The 16,710-nt window shown below is 73.0% G+C and carries 12 protein-coding genes; 6 read left to right on the plus strand and 6 right to left on the minus strand.

Annotated features, from left to right (window positions below; translation table 11 throughout):
* Nucleotide 1: 1 nt before the first annotated feature.
* Nucleotides 2-691: an adenosylcobinamide amidohydrolase gene (locus BZB76_RS13655; RefSeq protein ID WP_420534787.1), complete on the plus strand. Its 690-nt coding sequence runs from the start codon at nucleotides 2-4 to the stop codon at nucleotides 689-691.
* A gap of 102 nt (nucleotides 692-793) precedes the next feature.
* Here BZB76_RS13655 and BZB76_RS13660 read toward each other — a convergent pair whose 3' ends face one another.
* The 4 genes from BZB76_RS13660 to BZB76_RS13675 form a co-directional block, all read right to left on the minus strand.
* The gene (locus tag BZB76_RS13660; protein ID WP_121434758.1) at nucleotides 794-1,828 is read right to left on the minus strand and encodes a hypothetical protein; all 1,035 of its coding nucleotides are present in this window, start codon (nucleotides 1,826-1,828) and stop codon (nucleotides 794-796) included.
* Between the two features lie 90 nt (nucleotides 1,829-1,918).
* Nucleotides 1,919-3,145, minus strand: a complete 1,227-nt coding sequence (locus BZB76_RS13665; RefSeq protein WP_121434759.1) for an AMP-binding protein — start codon at nucleotides 3,143-3,145, stop codon at nucleotides 1,919-1,921.
* 230 nt (nucleotides 3,146-3,375) lie between these two features.
* Nucleotides 3,376-4,821 (minus strand): sensor histidine kinase, encoded by a 1,446-nt coding sequence (locus BZB76_RS13670; protein WP_121434760.1) that lies wholly within the window; start codon nucleotides 4,819-4,821, stop codon nucleotides 3,376-3,378.
* The gene (locus tag BZB76_RS13675) at nucleotides 4,814-5,491 is read right to left on the minus strand and encodes a response regulator transcription factor (protein WP_121434761.1); all 678 of its coding nucleotides are present in this window, start codon (nucleotides 5,489-5,491) and stop codon (nucleotides 4,814-4,816) included. Before BZB76_RS13675 ends, BZB76_RS13670 begins: the two co-directional genes overlap by 8 nt.
* Before the next feature lie 94 nt (nucleotides 5,492-5,585).
* Between BZB76_RS13675 and BZB76_RS13680 the strand changes: the two genes are divergently transcribed.
* Nucleotides 5,586-6,950, plus strand: a complete 1,365-nt coding sequence (locus BZB76_RS13680) for a DUF2079 domain-containing protein (RefSeq protein WP_147449430.1) — start codon at nucleotides 5,586-5,588, stop codon at nucleotides 6,948-6,950.
* A gap of 6 nt (nucleotides 6,951-6,956) precedes the next feature.
* Here the strand turns inward: BZB76_RS13680 and BZB76_RS13685 are convergent, their stop codons facing one another.
* Nucleotides 6,957-7,556 carry an SACE_7040 family transcriptional regulator gene (locus BZB76_RS13685; protein ID WP_246006936.1) on the minus strand — a complete coding sequence of 200 codons (600 nt, stop codon included), beginning with the start codon at nucleotides 7,554-7,556 and terminating at the stop codon, nucleotides 6,957-6,959.
* A 77-nt stretch (nucleotides 7,557-7,633) separates the two neighbouring features.
* Between BZB76_RS13685 and BZB76_RS13690 the strand changes: the two genes are divergently transcribed.
* Genes BZB76_RS13690 through BZB76_RS13705 form a run of 4 tightly spaced genes read left to right on the plus strand, consistent with a single transcriptional unit; the run spans nucleotide 7,634 to nucleotide 13,292 of the window.
* Complete coding sequence (locus BZB76_RS13690) at nucleotides 7,634-9,247, plus strand: carboxyl transferase domain-containing protein (protein ID WP_121434764.1); 1,614 nt, start codon at nucleotides 7,634-7,636, stop codon at nucleotides 9,245-9,247.
* 7 nt (nucleotides 9,248-9,254) lie between these two features.
* Nucleotides 9,255-11,192, plus strand: coding sequence for an acetyl/propionyl/methylcrotonyl-CoA carboxylase subunit alpha (locus BZB76_RS13695; RefSeq protein WP_121434765.1), 1,938 nt, complete (start codon nucleotides 9,255-9,257; stop codon nucleotides 11,190-11,192).
* A gap of 25 nt (nucleotides 11,193-11,217) precedes the next feature.
* On the plus strand, nucleotides 11,218-12,144 hold the full coding sequence (locus BZB76_RS13700) for a hydroxymethylglutaryl-CoA lyase (RefSeq protein WP_121435461.1): 927 nt from the start codon (nucleotides 11,218-11,220) through the stop codon (nucleotides 12,142-12,144).
* Nucleotides 12,144-13,292, plus strand: a complete 1,149-nt coding sequence (locus BZB76_RS13705) for an acyl-CoA dehydrogenase family protein (protein ID WP_121434766.1) — start codon at nucleotides 12,144-12,146, stop codon at nucleotides 13,290-13,292. The genes BZB76_RS13700 and BZB76_RS13705 overlap by 1 nt, the downstream gene beginning before the upstream one ends.
* Before the next feature lie 48 nt (nucleotides 13,293-13,340).
* Here the strand turns inward: BZB76_RS13705 and BZB76_RS13710 are convergent, their stop codons facing one another.
* Nucleotides 13,341-16,622 (minus strand): CHAT domain-containing protein, encoded by a 3,282-nt coding sequence (locus tag BZB76_RS13710; RefSeq protein ID WP_121434767.1) that lies wholly within the window; start codon nucleotides 16,620-16,622, stop codon nucleotides 13,341-13,343.
* Nucleotides 16,623-16,710: the final 88 nt, after the last annotated feature.

The raw sequence follows: 16,710 nt of genomic DNA on the forward strand, positions 1-16,710 counted from the left end.
CGTGGAGACGGTGTGGCGGGACGAGGACGGGAAGCGGCTCGCGGCGACGGTGTGGCGGGCCGGTGGCGGGCATCGGATGATCTCGTCCGCGATGCTGGGCGGCGGGATCGGCCCGGCCCGGTGGGTGCTGAACGCGCAGGTCGCGGGCGGCTACTCGCGTATGGACCCGGTCGTCCACCTGGAAGAGCTGGCGAGGGCGTACGGGCTCGACGGGCCCGGCGTCGGGATGCTCACGGCCGCGTCGGTGTCCCGCACCGTGCGGCGGGACGACGAGGGCGTGAACGTGTCGGCGACGGTCGGGCTGCGCGTCCCGACCTGGGCGGCCATGCCCGCCGGGACGCCCGATCCCGAGCTGGCGCCGATCCACCTTGACGGCACGACACCGCCCGCGTGGTCTCCGGGAACCGTGAACATCGTCGTCGCCGTCCCCGTCCCGCTGACCGACGCGGCGCTGGTGAACGCGGTCGTCACCGCGACCGAGGCCAAGACGCAGGCGCTCCTCGAAGCGGGCTTCCCGTGCACGGGCACCGCCTCCGACGCCGTCTGCGTCGCCGCGACGACCGGCGGCGGAACGATCGAGCCGTTCGCGGGGCCGCGTTCCGTCTGGGGCGCGAGGATCGCCCGCGCCGTGCACGCCGCCGTCCACGCCGGGGCGCTCGACTACGCCGCGTATCTGGACGCGCGAAGCTGACGCCGGCCGCCGTACCACCCCGGTGCGATACGGCGGCCGGCTCAGGGCCAGAGCAATGTGGGAAGGGCCTCACCTCCTAGGAACGTCGCGCCGGTGTACGGGTCACCCGGCGTGCGGCAGACGGTGTCCGTTCAGGGGTGGGCCGTTCGTCGGCAGGTCGTGCAGTCCGGTCGGCGGCTCCCGGTCGACGGTGGGGCGCATACCACCGTCGCGGCGTCCGTCCGAGACGACGGTCACGGCGTCGACGCGGCGGCGCGCACGGTCGGCCTCCGCGCGGGCCGCGTCACGTTCGGCGGTGACCGCCTTCAGCGCGGCGCGCAGTTCCTCGGCCGCGCGGGACAGTCGCCGGTTGTGCCGCTCATACTCGAGGGCCCGCGCCCGGATCTGGTCGCGGTCGGCGACGGCCTGGCCGCGCTCGGCCTCGGCGTCGCGGACGGCGGCGCGCAGGTCCTCGGCGGAGCGTTTCGCGGCGTCCACCTCGACGCGCCGTTCCTCCACGGGGGACTCGGCCTCCGACAGCCGCCGGTGCAGGGCGACCAGTTCCGCGCGGGCGTTCTCCAGAGACGCGAGCAGCTCGCCCTCCCGGGCGGCGGCACGGTCGCGTTCGCGTTCGGCGGCGTCGGCGCGGGTCCGGGAGGAGGCCGCCTCCCTCCATGCGGCCTCCTCCCGTCGCCGTGACGCGTCGCGCTCCCGCCGCGCGATCGCGATGTCCCCGGCGGCGTCGGCGCGGGCCGCGGCGACCCGCCGTTCGACCCCGGCGGCGCTCAACTCGGAACCGAGCGCGCCCGCGAGCCGCGAGACCGCGCCCTCGAGCCGGTCGACCATCTCCCAGGTCCAGGCGACCTGGCCGGTCAGCCCCGGTGACTCCAGACCGCGCTCGCGGTCCTCGCGGGCGGCCCGTTCGCACCCCGCGCCGTCCCGGCACCGCGGCACGAAGGGAGCGCCGTGCGCCGGCTGCGGCACGGGCCGTCCGCAGCCGGCGCAGGGCCGGACCGCGCCCGGGTCGCCGAGGCGTGCGATCCCAGGGCGGTCGTCCGTGGGCGGTGAGCTCGGGTCGGAACCGGGAAGGTCGGTCTTCGTCGGGGCGGCTGGGGACGGGACGACGTCGTCGAGCGGGGCGACCTTCTGGTCCTTCATGTGCCGTTGTACGCAGCGAGGCCCGGAGGCGTTCGACGTTCGGGCGACAACGGTGTGACAACGGTGTCGGGACCGTTCCGGGAGGCGTGTTCAGCCGGTGCGGCGGTCGCTGACGTACAGCCAGCCGTCCTCGTCGAGGCGGCCGAGGTCGCCGGGCGCCCAGAGGCCGTCGCGCGTCGCGGACGCGGTCGCGGCAGGGTCGCCGTGATACTCGAATCCGGGGTGACCGCCGGCGTGGATCAGGCCCGTCTCCCCCACCGGCAGCTCGCCGCCGTCCGCGCCCAAGATCTTGATCTTGACGCCGTCGACGGGACGGCCGGCCGTGCCGGGCCGGGCGAGCCAGTCGCGCGGGGTGGCGACGGCGAGGGGGCCGCTCTCCACGGAGCCGTAGTACTCGTACAGGACGGGTCCCCACCAGTCCAGCATCCGTCGCTTGGCGTCCATGGGAAGGAGCGCCGCGGCGTGGAACACCCGCCGCAGCGACGACACGTCGTAGCGGGCCTTGACGTCGTCGGGCAGCGCGAGCATCCGGTGCAGCATCTCCGGGTCCATGAACGCGCAGGTGACGCCGTGCCGTTGGATCAGTTCGAGGGTGTGCTCCGGCCGGAACCGGGAGGCGATCACGACGGCGTGGCCGAGGTGCAGCGCCATCATCGTGTGGACGCAGGCCGCGTGGTCGGACAGCGGCGCGACGGCCAGGTGGACGTCGTCGCCCGGCCCGAGGTCCAGGTCCCGGGCCGGTGACCGCCGCAGGAGGTCGATCATGGCCTCCGGCGGGATGTCGAGCAGCGGTCGCCGGACGCCCCTCGGCCGTTCCGCCGCCGCCGACGTGTAGTGCATGATCGAGCCGGTGCGCCGCTTGCCCGGCGGCTCGGCGCCGCCCGACACGCACAGCCCGGCCAGCGAGCGGAAGCCGTCCGCGGGCCCGGCGCTCACCCGTCCCTCGGCGGGGACGCCCACGGCGTTCGCCGCCTCCGACACGACGTCGGCGTGGGCGCTTTCCGTCACGACGCCCCGGGCCCCGGAATCGGACAGGACATGGGCGACCTCGGGCGCCGCCAGGTCGCAACCCACGGGCACGAGGTAGAGGCCCGACTGCATGGCGGCGAGCAGGACGGTGAGGAATTCGATCCGGTTTCCGAGAACGGTCGCAAGCACGTCACCGGGCTGAAGCCCCAACGGGTCGAACGCGTTGGACAGGCGATTCACCTCGGCGTGCAACTCCCCGTAGGACACCGGCACGCCTGGGGCCAGCACGGCGGGCCGGTCCGGGTCTTTCTGCGCGATCTCGTAGAAGCCGACGCCTTCGACGTCCATTCGGCACTCCTTAACCAGGTTCAGCGGCTCACTTGATGACCTTCACGTCTATCTGACCTATGTCGTGGTGACCAAGTCAAGATTGTGGACGGTCCACAAACGCGCGTCCGGGTGTATCGGCCGGTCCGAGTCGGCGATTGCGCTGCCCCGTGCAGGACATATTTCGAGAGAGCGGCGAGTTCAGCCCGGTGTGCCGATGCCCCTTTCAGAAGCCGGGCCGGCAACGGACGTCAACAAAACGATTTCGTAAAATCCGGCAGCCGCACGGTGAACGTCGAGCCGTCGGTGACGCGGACCGTGCCGCCGAGGGCGGTGACCAGTTCACGGACGATGGCCAGACCGAGGCCCGCGCCGCCGTCGGCGCGGGTGCGGGCGTCGTCCAGGCGGACGAACCTGTCGAAGATCCGTTCCCGGTCGGCGGGCGGGACGCCCGCTCCGTCGTCGGTGACGGTCAGGACGACGGTGTCCGCGTCCCGCCGGACCGTCGCGTGGACCGTCGACCGCGCGTGCCTGGCGGCGTTGTCGAGGAGGTTGCGGACGACGCGGGCGAGCCGCGTCTCCTCGCCGCGGACGAGCGCGGGACGTTCGACCTCACAGCCGAAGGCCGGCGCGGCGCCGGACGCGGAGTAGGCGCGTTCGGCGATCTGCTCCTCCACGAGGTCGGCCAGATCGACGGCGGCGGCGTCCTCGCGTGGACGGTGTCCCTCGGCGGACAGCAGGAGCAGGTCGTCGGTGAGGCGCTGGAGGCGGACGGTGTCGGCGAGCGCGGCCGCCGCCACCGCGGGCCAGTCGGCGCGCGCCGGTCGTGCCAGGGGGATCTCCAGGGTGCCGCGCAGCGCGGCGAGCGGGGAGCGGAGTTCGTGGGAGGCGTCCGCGACGAAGCGGCGCTGGCGCAGGTGGGCCCGCTCAAGCCGGTCGAGCGTCTCGTTGGTGGTCCGTGCGAGTCCGGCGACCACGTCCGTCGTCGGCGGGACGGGAACACGCTGGTCCAGGTCGCCCGCGGTGATGCCGGCCATCTTGGCGCGGATGGCCTCGACCGGCCGTAGGGCCAGACCGGTGACCAGCCATGCGGTCAGTCCGACGAACAGCACCGCGCCCGGCATTCCCCAGCGGACCAGGCGGTCGAGCGTCATGACGGCCGTCCGCGCCCGCTCCGAGGCGACGAGCGTGTACACGGTCAGACGCTGGGCGGAGCGCGTGTCCAGCCCGGTGGCCTCGCGAAACCGGGCCGGAGGCAGCGGATCCGTGGTCCCCACCACGTACGTCTGGACGGTTCCCTCGGCCTCCACGGCGGAGGGCGTCCGGATCTTCCGGAGCCCCCAGCCGACCGCGGGCACGAACCCCGGTCCCGGCCGGTCGGGTTCGAGATCGCCTGTCCGGCCTCGTCCCTCGCCGGTGGGTGGCGTGGACACGCCACCGGTCCTGGCGTACCGCCCGTCGGCCGAGACCACGACGTAGGCGTCGCGGACGCCGACCGGGACTCGTCCGGTCTCCAGCGCGAAGGTCACCTGGAACGCGACGTCGGTCGCGTGGTCTCGGGCGTCCTTGGTCCACTGGTCCTCGACGACGGCTCGGGCCACGAGGGCGCCGAGGGCGAAGACGAAGGCGGTCGCGACCATCGCGCCGCAGGCGGCCCTGACCCGAACCGACCACAGCCGCGCCCAGCGCTCACGCATCCCGGGCCGCCAACCGGTAGCCGGCGCCCCGCACGGTCTGGATCGTCGAGCGTCCGAACGGGACGTCGAGTTTGCGGCGCAGCGCCCTGACGTACACCTCGACGATGTTGACGTCGCCGTCGAACGCCTGGTCCCATACCTCGTCGATGATGTCGATCTTGGCGACCGCCTCGTCCGGGCGGCGGGCCAGGCACTCCAGCACCGCGAACTCCTTGGCGGTCAGCCGGACCTCCACGTCCCCGCGGCGGCACCGCCGGGCGGCCGGGTCGAGCCACAGGTCCCCGACCCGCAGCACCGGGGAGCGGACGGCGCCGCCGCGGCGCAGCAGGGCGCGCAGCCGCGCGAGGAGCACGACGAAGGAGAAGGGTTTGCTCAGATAGTCGTCGGCGCCGGTGTCCAGCGCCTCCGCCTCGTCGTACTCGCCGTTCTTCGCGGTGAGCATGAGCACCGGTACCGTGCTGCCCGCCTTGCGCAGGTTCGCGCAGACGGCGTATCCGTTGAGGCCCGGCAGCATGATGTCCAGGACGACCGCGGAGTACGGGTGGGTGCGGGCGAGGTCGAGCCCCTCGCGGCCGTCGTGGGCGACGTCGACCGCGTACCCCTCCCCGCGGAGCCCGTGGCTCAGCGCGGTGGCGAGCCTTTCCTCGTCCTCGATCAGCAGCAGACGCATCGGCTCAGTATGCCCGCGCACCGCCGAATCGAGCTGAAATGCTCTTCAGCTCGATTCAGCGGCGGCTCAGCCGCGGGTGGCCATTCTCGGCGAGATGATCACACCGCGCAGCGTTTCCTGGGTCGTCGCGGGCACGCTTCTCGCCGCCTATTCCACGCTCTCGGTCCACCGGCATCGCCGCATGGAGAGCACCGGATACGATCTGGGAATCTTCGAACAGGGGGTCCGTGGCTACGCGCATTTCCGCGCACCCGTGGCCGAACTGAAGGGACCGGGATTCAACCTGCTTGGCGACCATTTCCATCCGGTCATCGCCGTGATCGGGCCGCTGTACCGGCTGTTCCCGAGCCCGGTCACGCTGCTGGTCGTCCAGTCCGCGCTGCTCGCCCTCTCGGCGGTCCCGGTGACCCGGTTGTGGGCCGACCGGCACGGTGTGCGGGCGGGGACGTGCGTCGGGCTCGGCTACGGGCTGGCGTGGGGACTCCAGCGGGCGGCGGTCTTCGACTTCCACGAGATCGCGTTCGCCGTTCCGCTGGTGGCCCGTTGCGTCGTGCTCCTCGCCGAGGGCCGTGATCGCGCCGCGGCGGCCTGGGCGGTCCCGCTGCTGCTGGTGAAGGAGGACCAGGCGCTCATCGTCGCCGCCGTGGGCGTCCTCCTGTTTCGCAGGGGTGAACGCAAGGTCGGCGCGTTTCTGGTCCTCCTCGCGGTCACGGTCGCGGCGGCGGTGACCCTCGTGGTCATTCCGGCTTTCAACCCGGACGATTCCTACAAGTACTTCGGGGTGACCGAACCGGACTCGGATAATCCACTGCTCAGGCTCGTCACACCGGTGGCCACGAAGGGGCTGACCGTCCTCGCCCTCCTGGCGCCGACACTCTTCCTCGGCCTGCGGTCCCCGCTCGCGCTGCTCCTCGTCCCGACGCTGCTCGCCCGGTTCTGGACGTCCAATCCGTTCCTCTGGGGGACCGGGTTCCATTACAGCGCGGTGCTGATGCCCATCGTGTTCGTCGCCGCCCTCGACGGGCTCCGGCGCGTCCGGGAGAGCGGCCTCCCAGACCGGCTCGCCCACGGCATCACGAAAGTCGCGCCCATCGCGATCGTCACCGCCGCGCTCGTTCCCACCCTGATCGGGGCCCAGCCGCTCAGCCGACTCATGGACCCGTCGTACGGCCGCGTGCCGTCCCGGGTCGGCGCCGCGAAGGCGATACTGGCCGTCATTCCGGACGGAGCGGACGTCGCCGCGTCCAACCACGTCGCCCCGCAGCTCACCGGCCGTTGCCGCGTCTTCAAGCTCGCCCCGGCCGCGCTCGCGCTGCGCCCGGAGTGGGCGGTGTCCGAGGACCCCGGTCCGGCCGTGGCGGGATCGGGCGAGGGGATGACCGCCCCGGGGCTCGCGGGGTGGGGCTATCGGCCCGTGGCGCGCGGGGGCGGGATCACTCTCCACCGGCTGCGGGTCTGACGCCCTTCACTCTGGAGCCACCGCGCCTTCGAGGGCGGCGCGTGCCATGGAGTGCAGGAGCGCGCTCATCGTGGAGCGGTCGAGGCCGGTGGCGCTGCGGGGAGTGGAGTTGAGGAGGCCGAAGGCTGCGTGGACGGCGGCGCGGGTCCGGTCGTCCGGGAGGGCCGGGCGCAGCCGGCGCAGGACGGCGACCCATTCCTCCACATAGGCGCGCTGGAGCCGGCGGATGCGGTGCCGCTGCGGTTCCGGCACGTTGTCCAGTTCCCGCTCGTGGACGGTGATCAGCGCCGGGTTGTCGAGGGCGAAGGCGATGTGCCAGCGCAGCAGCGCGTCGAGGGCCCGTTCCGGGTCGGGGTCCGCGGCCCGGCGCAGGCCCTCGGCGAGCAGCCGTTCGCTGATGTCGAGGAGCATCTCGGCGAGCACGGCCTCCTTGCCGCTGAAATGCCGGTAGAGGGCGGGCCCGGTGAGACCGACGGCCCGGCCTAGATCGCCGATGGACACCCCGTGGTAGCCGCGGCGCGCGAACAGCTCGGCCGCGGCGCCGAGGATCTCCGTCCGGCGCGGGTTCGGCGGGCCGACCATCGGCTCGGCGGGGCGGGACGTCATGCCCGCCAGTCTAGACTAGAGTTGTTAACGAGCATTAACATCGGCGTTGTTAACGACCGTTAACCGGGAGGACGGCCATGAGCGGACCCGCGATCGGCTCCCGCGCCGACACGGCGGCCGAGACGTTCAAGGCGAACACCGCCCACAACGAGGCCCTGGTCGCCGAGTTGCGCGAGCACGTCGACCGGGCCGGGCGCGGCGGTCCCGAGCGGGCCCGCGAGCGGCATGTCGCGCGCGGCAAGCTGCTCCCCCGCGACCGGGTCGACACGCTCCTCGATCCGGGCTCGGCGTTCCTGGAACTGTCGCCGCTGGCCGCGAACGGCCTGTACGACGACGAGGCGCCCGGCGCCGGGATCATCACCGGGGTCGGGCGGATCTCCGGCCGCGAGTGCGTCGTCGTCGCCAACGACGCAACGGTCAAGGGCGGCACCTACTACCCCCTCACGGTGAAGAAGCATCTGCGGGCGCAGGAGGTGGCGCTGCACAACCGGCTGCCGTGCGTCTACCTCGTCGACTCCGGCGGCGCGTTCCTTCCTCGCCAGGACGACGTGTTCCCCGACCGGGAGCACTTCGGCCGGATCTTCTACAACCAGGCGACGATGTCGGCGCGCGGGATCCCGCAGATCGCGGCGGTGCTCGGGTCGTGCACGGCGGGCGGCGCGTACGTCCCGGCGATGAGCGACGAGGCCGTCATCGTCCGCGGCCAGGGGACGATCTTCCTGGGCGGGCCGCCGCTGGTGAAGGCGGCGACCGGCGAGGTCGTGACCGCGGAGGAACTCGGCGGCGGCGAGCTGCACTCCCGCACGTCCGGGGTGACCGACCATCTCGCCGACGACGACGCGCACGCGCTGCGGATCGTCCGCGACATCGTCGGCACGCTCGGGCCGCGCGCGCCGCGCCCCTGGGACGTCGCGCCGCCGGAGGAGCCCGCGGCCGACCCGGCGGAGCTGTACGGGGTCGTCCCGCCCGACCCGCGCACCCCCTACGACGTGCGGGAGGTCATCGCCCGCGTCGTGGACGGCAGCCGCTTCCAGGAGTTCAAGAAGGAGTACGGGCCGACGCTCGTCACCGGGTTCGCCCGCGTCCACGGGCATCCGGTCGGGATCGTCGCCAACAACGGCATCCTGTTCAGCGAGTCGGCGCAGAAGGGCGCGCACTTCATCGAGCTGTGCGACCGGCGCAGCGTCCCGCTCGTGTTCCTGCAGAACATCACCGGGTTCATGGTCGGACGCGAATACGAGGCGGGCGGCATCGCCAAGCACGGCGCGAAGATGGTCACGGCCGTCGCGTGCGCCCGCGTCCCGAAGTTCACCATCGTGATCGGCGGCTCGTTCGGCGCCGGGAACTACGCGATGTGCGGCCGGGCGTACTCGCCGCGCTTCCTGTGGATGTGGCCGAACGCGCGGATCTCCGTCATGGGCGGTGAGCAGGCCGCGAGCGTTCTCGCGACCGTCCGCCGCGACCAGGTGGAGGCGCGCGGGGAGCAGTGGTCCGCCGAGGCCGAGGAGGAGTTCAAGGCGCCGATCCGCGAGCGGTACGAGGCACAGGGCAACCCGTACTACTCGACGGCCCGGCTGTGGGACGACGGCGTGATCGACCCGCTCGACACCCGGCGTGTGCTGGGCCTCGGGCTGTCGGTCGCCGCGAACGCGCCGCTGGAGCCGGTCGGCTACGGCGTCTTCCGGATGTGAGGGTGTGATGTTCGACAGCGTCCTGGTCGCCAACCGCGGGGAGATCGCCGTCCGGGTGTTCCGCACGCTGCGGCGGCTCGGGGTCCGCGCGGTGGCCGTCCACACCGACGCCGACGCGCGGGCCCGCCATGCGCGGGAGGCGGACGAGGCCCTGCGCGTCCCGTCGTACCTCGACGTCGACGCCGTGGTCGGCGCGGCGCGGGAGTCGGGGGCGGCGGCCGTCCACCCCGGGTACGGGTTCCTCGCCGAGAACACCGCGTTCGCGCGGGCGTGCGCCGAGGCGGGGCTGGTGTTCGTCGGTCCGCCCGCCGGGGCGATCGAGGTGATGGGCGACAAGATCCGCGCGAAGCGGACCGTCGCGGCGGCCGGTGTCCCGGTCGTTCCGGGACGGGACGAACCAGGCCTGTCGGACGCCGAACTCGCGGCGGCGGCGTTGGAGGTCGGGCTGCCGGTGCTGCTCAAACCGTCCGCGGGCGGCGGCGGGAAGGGGATGCGGCTCGTCCGGGACGCCGCCGCCCTGCCGGACGCGGTCGCGTCCGCGCGGCGGGAGGCGCGTGGCTCGTTCGGCGACGACACGCTGCTCGTCGAGCGGTTCGTGGCGAACCCCCGGCACATCGAGATCCAGATCTTCGCCGACGCGCACGGCAACGCCGTCCACCTCGGCGAGCGCGAATGCAGCCTGCAACGCCGCCATCAGAAGATCATCGAGGAGGCGCCGTCGCCGCTGCTGGACGCCGCGTCCCGGGAACGGATGGGCGGCTACGCCGTCGCCGCCGCCCAGGCCGTCGGCTATGTGGGCGCGGGAACGGTGGAGTACATCATCTCCGCCGACCGGCCCGACGAGCCCTACTTCATGGAGATGAACACCCGCCTCCAGGTCGAGCACCCCGTGACCGAACTCGTCACCGGCCTCGACCTGGTCGAACTCCAACTCCGGGTCGCCGCCGGGGACCCACTGCCGTTCACCCAGGACGAGGTGACCCTGGACGGTCACGCGATCGAGGCCCGCGTCTACGCCGAGGACCCGTCGCGCGGCTTCCTGCCCACGGGCGGGCGTGTCCTGGCGCTGGACGAGCCCGACCACGCCCGCGTCGACTCCGGTCTGGACGTGGGCACGGAGGTCGGCGGCGCCTACGACCCGATGCTCGCCAAGGTCATCGTGCGCGGCGCCGACCGGGCCGAGGCCCTGCACCGCCTGGACCGGGCGCTCGCCTCGTACACGCTGCTGGGCGTCCCGACGAACGTGGCGTTCCTGCGGCGGCTGCTCACCCATCCGTCCGTCGTGTCCGGCGATTTGGACACCGGCCTCGTCGAACGTTCGCTGGACGAGTTGACCGCAGGGACGTCCGTGCCGCCCGAGGTCCTGGCCGCCGCCGCGTTGGAGCGGATGCTGGCCCTGGAGTCCGGTGGCGTCGACCCGTGGGACGTCCCGGACGGCTGGCGTCCCGGCGCCCACGCCTGGACCCCGTGGATCATCACCCCGTCCGGCGGCGACCCGGTGGAGGTCCGCGTGCAGGGCCGGGCCGGGTCCGCCCGCGTCGCCGTCGGCGACGGCCCTCCGGTCGCGGCGTCGCTGAGCGCGCCGTGCACGCTCACCTACGCTGGAAGGACGACCTCGTTCACGGTCGCCCGGGACGGGCACACGCTGTGGCTCGGCCGCGACGGGCACGCCTGGGCGCTGGGCGAGCACGTCCGCGCCGAGGGCGGCGCCGCGTCCGGCGCGGCGGGGGACGGGGTGCTGCGCAGTCCGATGCCGGGGACGGTCCTCGCCGTCAAGGCGGCCGAGGGCGACCGGGTCGCCGAGGGACAGGCCCTGGTGGTCGTCGAGGCGATGAAGATGGAGCACACCGTCACCGCGCCGGTCGCCGGCGTGGTGGCGAAACTGCCGGTCCGCGCGGGCGCGCAGGTCGCGCTCGACGCGGTCCTGGCGGTGATCGAGCCTTGATCAGCGTGAAAGAGGGGGCATGACGATGCGGGTTCCTCTTCCCGGCCTTCCCGCCAAGGTCACGATCTACGAGGTGGGGCCGCGGGACGGGCTGCAGAACGAGAAGGCGGTCGTCCCGGTGGACGTCAAGTCCGAGTTCGTGACCCGGCTGGCCGACGCGGGGCTGCGCACGATCGAGACGACCAGCTTCGTCCACCCCGGCTGGGTGCCGCAGCTCGCCGACGCCGAGGACCTCCTGGACGTGCTGCCCCGCTCCCCCGACCTGCGCTATTCGGTGCTCGTCCCGAACGAGAAGGGCCTGGACCGGGCGCTCGCCAACGGCGTCACCGAGATCGCGATCTTCGGCAGCGCCACCGAGACGTTCGCCCGCCGCAACCTCAACCGGACCGTGGACGAGTCGATCGCGATGTTCGCGCCGGTCGTCGAGCGCGCCCGCGCCGAGGGGATCTGGGTGCGGGCCTACGTGTCGATGGTGTGCGGCGACCCGTGGGAGGGGGACGTGCCGATCGAGCGGGTCGTGTCCGTCGCGTCCCGCATGATGGACCTCGGCTGCTCCCAGCTCAGCCTCGGCGACACGATCGGCGTCGGCACGCCCGGCCACGTCACCGCGCTCATCGAGGCGCTGGGCGCGGCGGGCATCGGCCCCGACCGGCTCGCCGTCCACTTCCACGACACCTACGGGCAGGCCCTCGCCAACACCCTCGCCGCGCTCCGCGCGGGCGTCACCGTCGTGGACGCCTCCGCCGGGGGCCTCGGCGGCTGCCCGTTCGCGAAGAGCGCCACCGGCAACCTGCCGACCGAGGACCTCGTCTGGATGCTGTCCGGTCTCGGCGTCGACACCGGCGTCGATCTCGACAAGCTCGTCGCCACCAGCCGCTGGATGGCGAGCCACCTGGGCCGGCCCAGCCCGTCCCGGGTGGTCCAAGCCCTCTCACCCGCAACGGAGACATGATGATCGACTTCACGCTCGACGAGGAGCAGGAGGAGCTGCGGCGCACGGTCGAGCGGTTCGCCCGCGAGACCGTCGCGCCGGTGATCGGCGACCTGTACGAGCGCGGCGAGTTCCCGTACGAGATCGTCGCCGCGATGGGCAAGATGGGCCTGTTCGGGCTGCCGTTCCCGGAAGAGCACGGCGGCATGGGCGGCGACTACTTCACGCTGTGCCTGGCCCTGGAGGAACTGGCCCGGGTCGACTCGTCCGTCGCGATCACCCTGGAGGCGGGGGTGTCGCTCGGCGCGATGCCGATCCACCGGTTCGGGTCGCCGGAGCAGAAGGAACGGTGGCTGCCGGCGCTCACGTCCGGGGAGCGGCTGGCCGCCTTCGGGCTCACCGAGCCGGGCGGCGGCTCCGACGTGCCCGGCGGGATGCGCACCACCGCCCGCCTCGACGGCGACTCCTGGGTGATCAACGGGTCGAAGGCGTTCATCACCAACTCCGGCACCGACATCACCGCGTTCGTGACCGTCACCGCGTTTACCGGCGACGGCGAGATCTCCACGATCATCGTCCCGAACGGGACGCCCGGCTTCACGGTCGGGCGCAAGTACTCCAAGGTCGGCTGGTCGGCGTCCGACACCCGGGAACTGTCGTTCGACGACGTGCGCGTCCCGGCCGAGAACCTCGTCGGCGAGCGCGGCCGCGGCTACGCCCAGTTCCTGCGCATCCTGGACGAGGGCCGCATCGCGATCGCGGCGCTGTCGGTCGGCCTCGCCCAGGGGTGCGTGGACGAGTCCCTGCGGTACGTGCGGGAAAGGGAGGCGTTCGGCAAGGAGATCGGCCGCTACCAGGCCCTCCAGTTCAAGATCGCCGACATGGAGGCGCGCGCCCACACCGCCCGGCTCGCCTACTACGCCGCCGCCGCGCGGCTGCTGGCCGGGGAGCCGTTCAAGAAGGAGGCCGCGATCGCCAAGCTGGTCGCGTCCAACGCCGCCATGGACAACGCCCGCGACGCCACGCAGATCTTCGGCGGCTACGGCTTCATGAACGAGTACGCCGTCGGCCGCTTCTACCGGGACGCCAAGATCCTCGAAGTCGGCGAGGGCACCTCCGAGGTCCAGCGCATGCTGATCGCCCGCGCCCTCGGCCTACCCCCGTCCTGACCGCTCCCTACCGGGTTTCGCCGGACATTCGAGGTGATCGACCGGGCCTTACACCCCCGCATGGACGTGCGCCGCCCACGCGAGGGGGTTACCGGTCCTCGCGCGCAACCGAACGACCGCGTCGTGCAGCGCGAGCGCCGACCGCTCCGGATCGGGCGCGAGACCCTCGCCCGGGGACAGGCCCTGGTAGAAGGCTGTCGCGATGCGCAGAGCGATCGGGTCTCCGATCGGCCACAGCGCGCCGACCACGTTCTGGTAGCCGGCGAGTTGGAAGGCCGCCACGATGTGAATGGCCTCGTCGGCCAGGCGGACACCGGTGTAGGCGGTGCTGCACGAGGACAGGTAGGCCAGTCGGGCCGTGGAAAGCCGAAGCCCGGACACCTCGAGGACGGTCAGCGGCGCGGCGCGGTGGTCGAGCAGCATCAGGGTGCTGCGGGACGGCGCGTTGGGCTCGGGCCGGCCATGGCAGGCGAAATGGACGATCGGATGGCGAGGCAGGGCGCTCAGGACCGCGTCGTGCGTCGCGTCCGCGTCGTTCAAGGTCTCCGCCCGCGGAATCAGCGCCGTGACCCGCTCGGCTTCCTTGGTCGCGGTCCGCAGGGCCGCCATGTGGGGCTCCGGCGCCTCGGCGACCGCCACGACGAGGGCGCTCGGCGGCTCCTGCCGGGAGTCCGCGCGGTTCCGGCGCGCGTACCCGAGCGCTCGAAGGAGCGGGATGTAGGACGACACCGCCCGGTCGAGGACCGAGTCCGCGGGTCTTCCCGGGTCGTGCTCGTCCGCGTACGTGCCCGCGGCGTGGAGGGGCAGCAGCGCCATCATCCCGATCGGGCACCACCACAGGCGCGGCAGATCCGCCGCGGGCGCCGGCGACCGGGGTGCCCGGTCGATCCCGGCCGCCGACAACACCGGGGAGGCGACCCCCGTCCACAGGGACGACAGCACCCGGCCCACCCGTACAACGGCCTGTGCGTGCGCCACCGAGCCGTCCGCGACGCCATCGTGCACGGCGGCGATCTCGTCGAGCATCGCGTACGCGACCTGCGGCGACAGGTCGAGGGGGGTGGTGCGCAGGTCGCCGGGCCCGGGGGTCACGATGACGGCGTCGCTGCGGTGCGCGCTGACGTTCACGATCGCGATCGGACCGTGCGCCGCATGGGCGCGCAGATCGGAGATGGTGGGCGGTCGGAGGAAGTCGGCCAGCCCGGGTTCGGCCCGGATCCGGCGCAGCAGCGCCTCCCATCGCTCGTCGAGTTCGCGCAGGCGCCTACCGAACGTCCCGGCCATCTCGGGATTGCGCTCGGGCACGCCCGCGGCCTGCTCGACCTCCGTGACATCCGCGCGGAGCCGGTCGTACTCCCGGGCCAGCGGGGGGTGCTCGCTCCTCAGCCTGTTCGCCCCGGCGTGCGCGTCGATCGCCTCTCCGAGCAGCGTCCCCCGCGCCTGTTCGAGGAGCACCACCGCCCGTTCCGGATCACCGGCCGCGAGCGCCGCCGCGGCCGCGTCCGCGGTCAGCCCGGTCGCGTCGCCGAGCCGATGTTCGCGGTCGAACCGCGCCAGCGACCGCGGGCTGACCCTGGGCAGCAACGCGATCGCCTCCGCGTACGCGTCCACGGCGCCCGCGGCGTCGCCCGCCAGCATCGCGGCGTGGCCCGACCTCCAGTGGGCGCCCAGCCGGATCCCCGCCTCGGCGGGGTCGCTGACCGCGGCCCGGTGGAGTTCGCGGCGTGCCCGTTCCAGCGTTTCGGCGGCCGGGTCGAGGCGATGCAGTTCGAGTAGCGCCTGGCCGAGGTTGAACAGGTAGGCGGCCCGCATGGGGTTCTCGTCGGAGACCGCCGCGACCGCGCGCTGCGCCATCTCGACCGCTTCGGCCGCCGCCCCGGCCTCTCCGGTGCGCGCCGCGTGCAGGCGAAGGCCGTTCGCGAGGTTCGACAACCGTCCGCCCTGCCTGGCGGGGTCGACGTCACCGCCGTCGACGGCCGCACGGCCCACGCGAAGGGCCTCATCGAGCAGGTCCCATCGTTCTTCGCGTTCGGCGAGCACCTGGAGCGCGCCACCGAGCATGCCCTGCAACCCCGGACGGTCCGGATGCCCGGTGGGGCTCGCACGGACGGCCTCCCGCGATGCGGCGACCGCCGCCCACAGGGACGCCGTATCGCCCGTGCGGACGCCGAGCAGGTGCAGAGCCGTGCCGAGGGCGCCCAGCGTTAGCGGTCTTTCGTCATGCCCGGACGGCAGGCTTCTCGCCGCCCGCTCCAGCACCCTCGTGGCCTCGGTGAGCGGGGCGAGCTCGCCCGTCCATTCGTACCGCAGCCGCAGCGCGAGGCCCAGGTCACCGAGGTAGGACGGGCGGCGGGGATGCTCGTCCGGCACGGCTGCGACGGCCTCCCGCAGGACGGAGATCGCCTCGTCGAGACGAGCGAGTTCGCCCTCCCGCACGAAGGACGTCCCCAACATGGAGCCGAGCGACAAGAGGTGTTCGCCGCGGTCCGGGTGCGTGCCAGAAGTGATCGCCACGCATTCGCGCAGTAAGCCGAGCGACTCGGCGCGCAAGTCCGCGGACCCCGTCCACTCCGCCAGCACCATCAACGCCGAACCGAGGCTCGCCAGCCGCTGCGACCGCGCGTCGTCGCCGCGCCGCTCCTGCTCGGCGGCGTCCCGCAGCAGCGCGACCGCCTCGTACAGAGCCGGAACGTCCGCTGTGCGGTCGAAGTGGTTGCGCAAGGCCAGCCCGAGCACGCCCAGGTAGTGCGGCTTCTGGGGATCGTCTTCGGTCGCGACATCGCACGCTCGGCGCCCGGCCGCGATGGCCTCGGCCAGCCGCCCGGCGTTCCCCGTGAACAGCGCCAGGAGCCGCAGTGCCTCGGCGAGGTCGCCCAGCCGGCTCGCCAGTCGCGAGTCTTCCGGGCCGGTGGCCTCGACGACCTTGCCCGAGAGTTCGGCCGACTCTCTGAGGTCGTCCAGCCGCCCCTCCACCTGGAATCGGCGCATCAGCGTCGCTGCCAGCGACGCCAGCAGATCGATCCGGTCGGAGTGCCGCGAGGGCAGCGCGGCGACGGCCTTCCGCGCGGCCGTCACGGACGTGGTCAGGAGTGCGGTGTCCCCCGTGTGTGCGTACAGCACATGTAGGAGCGCAGAGTATCTCTCGGACGCCTCCGCGAGCGCATCGGACCAGACCGCCGTGACCTGCCGCTCGGCCAGCCGCGTCGCCTGGGTGAGAACCACCACGTCGCCGGTCCGTTCGAACCGTTTGATCAACTCCAACAGGTGGTCTTCTGTGGCATCCCAGCCCGACGGTGCGTCCATCACGAGCAACGGCCCTTTCTCGGTCACACTCTCCGTCTCGTCCGTTCCGGCACGGCCGGACGGGCCGCCCGGCTCGGTAGAGCCCTAGAACGGTCTCAAGTTCGGATCCAAGACG

Source organism: Actinomadura pelletieri DSM 43383, from assembly GCF_003634705.1.
GTDB classification, from domain to species: Bacteria; Actinomycetota; Actinomycetes; order Streptosporangiales; family Streptosporangiaceae; genus Spirillospora; species Spirillospora pelletieri.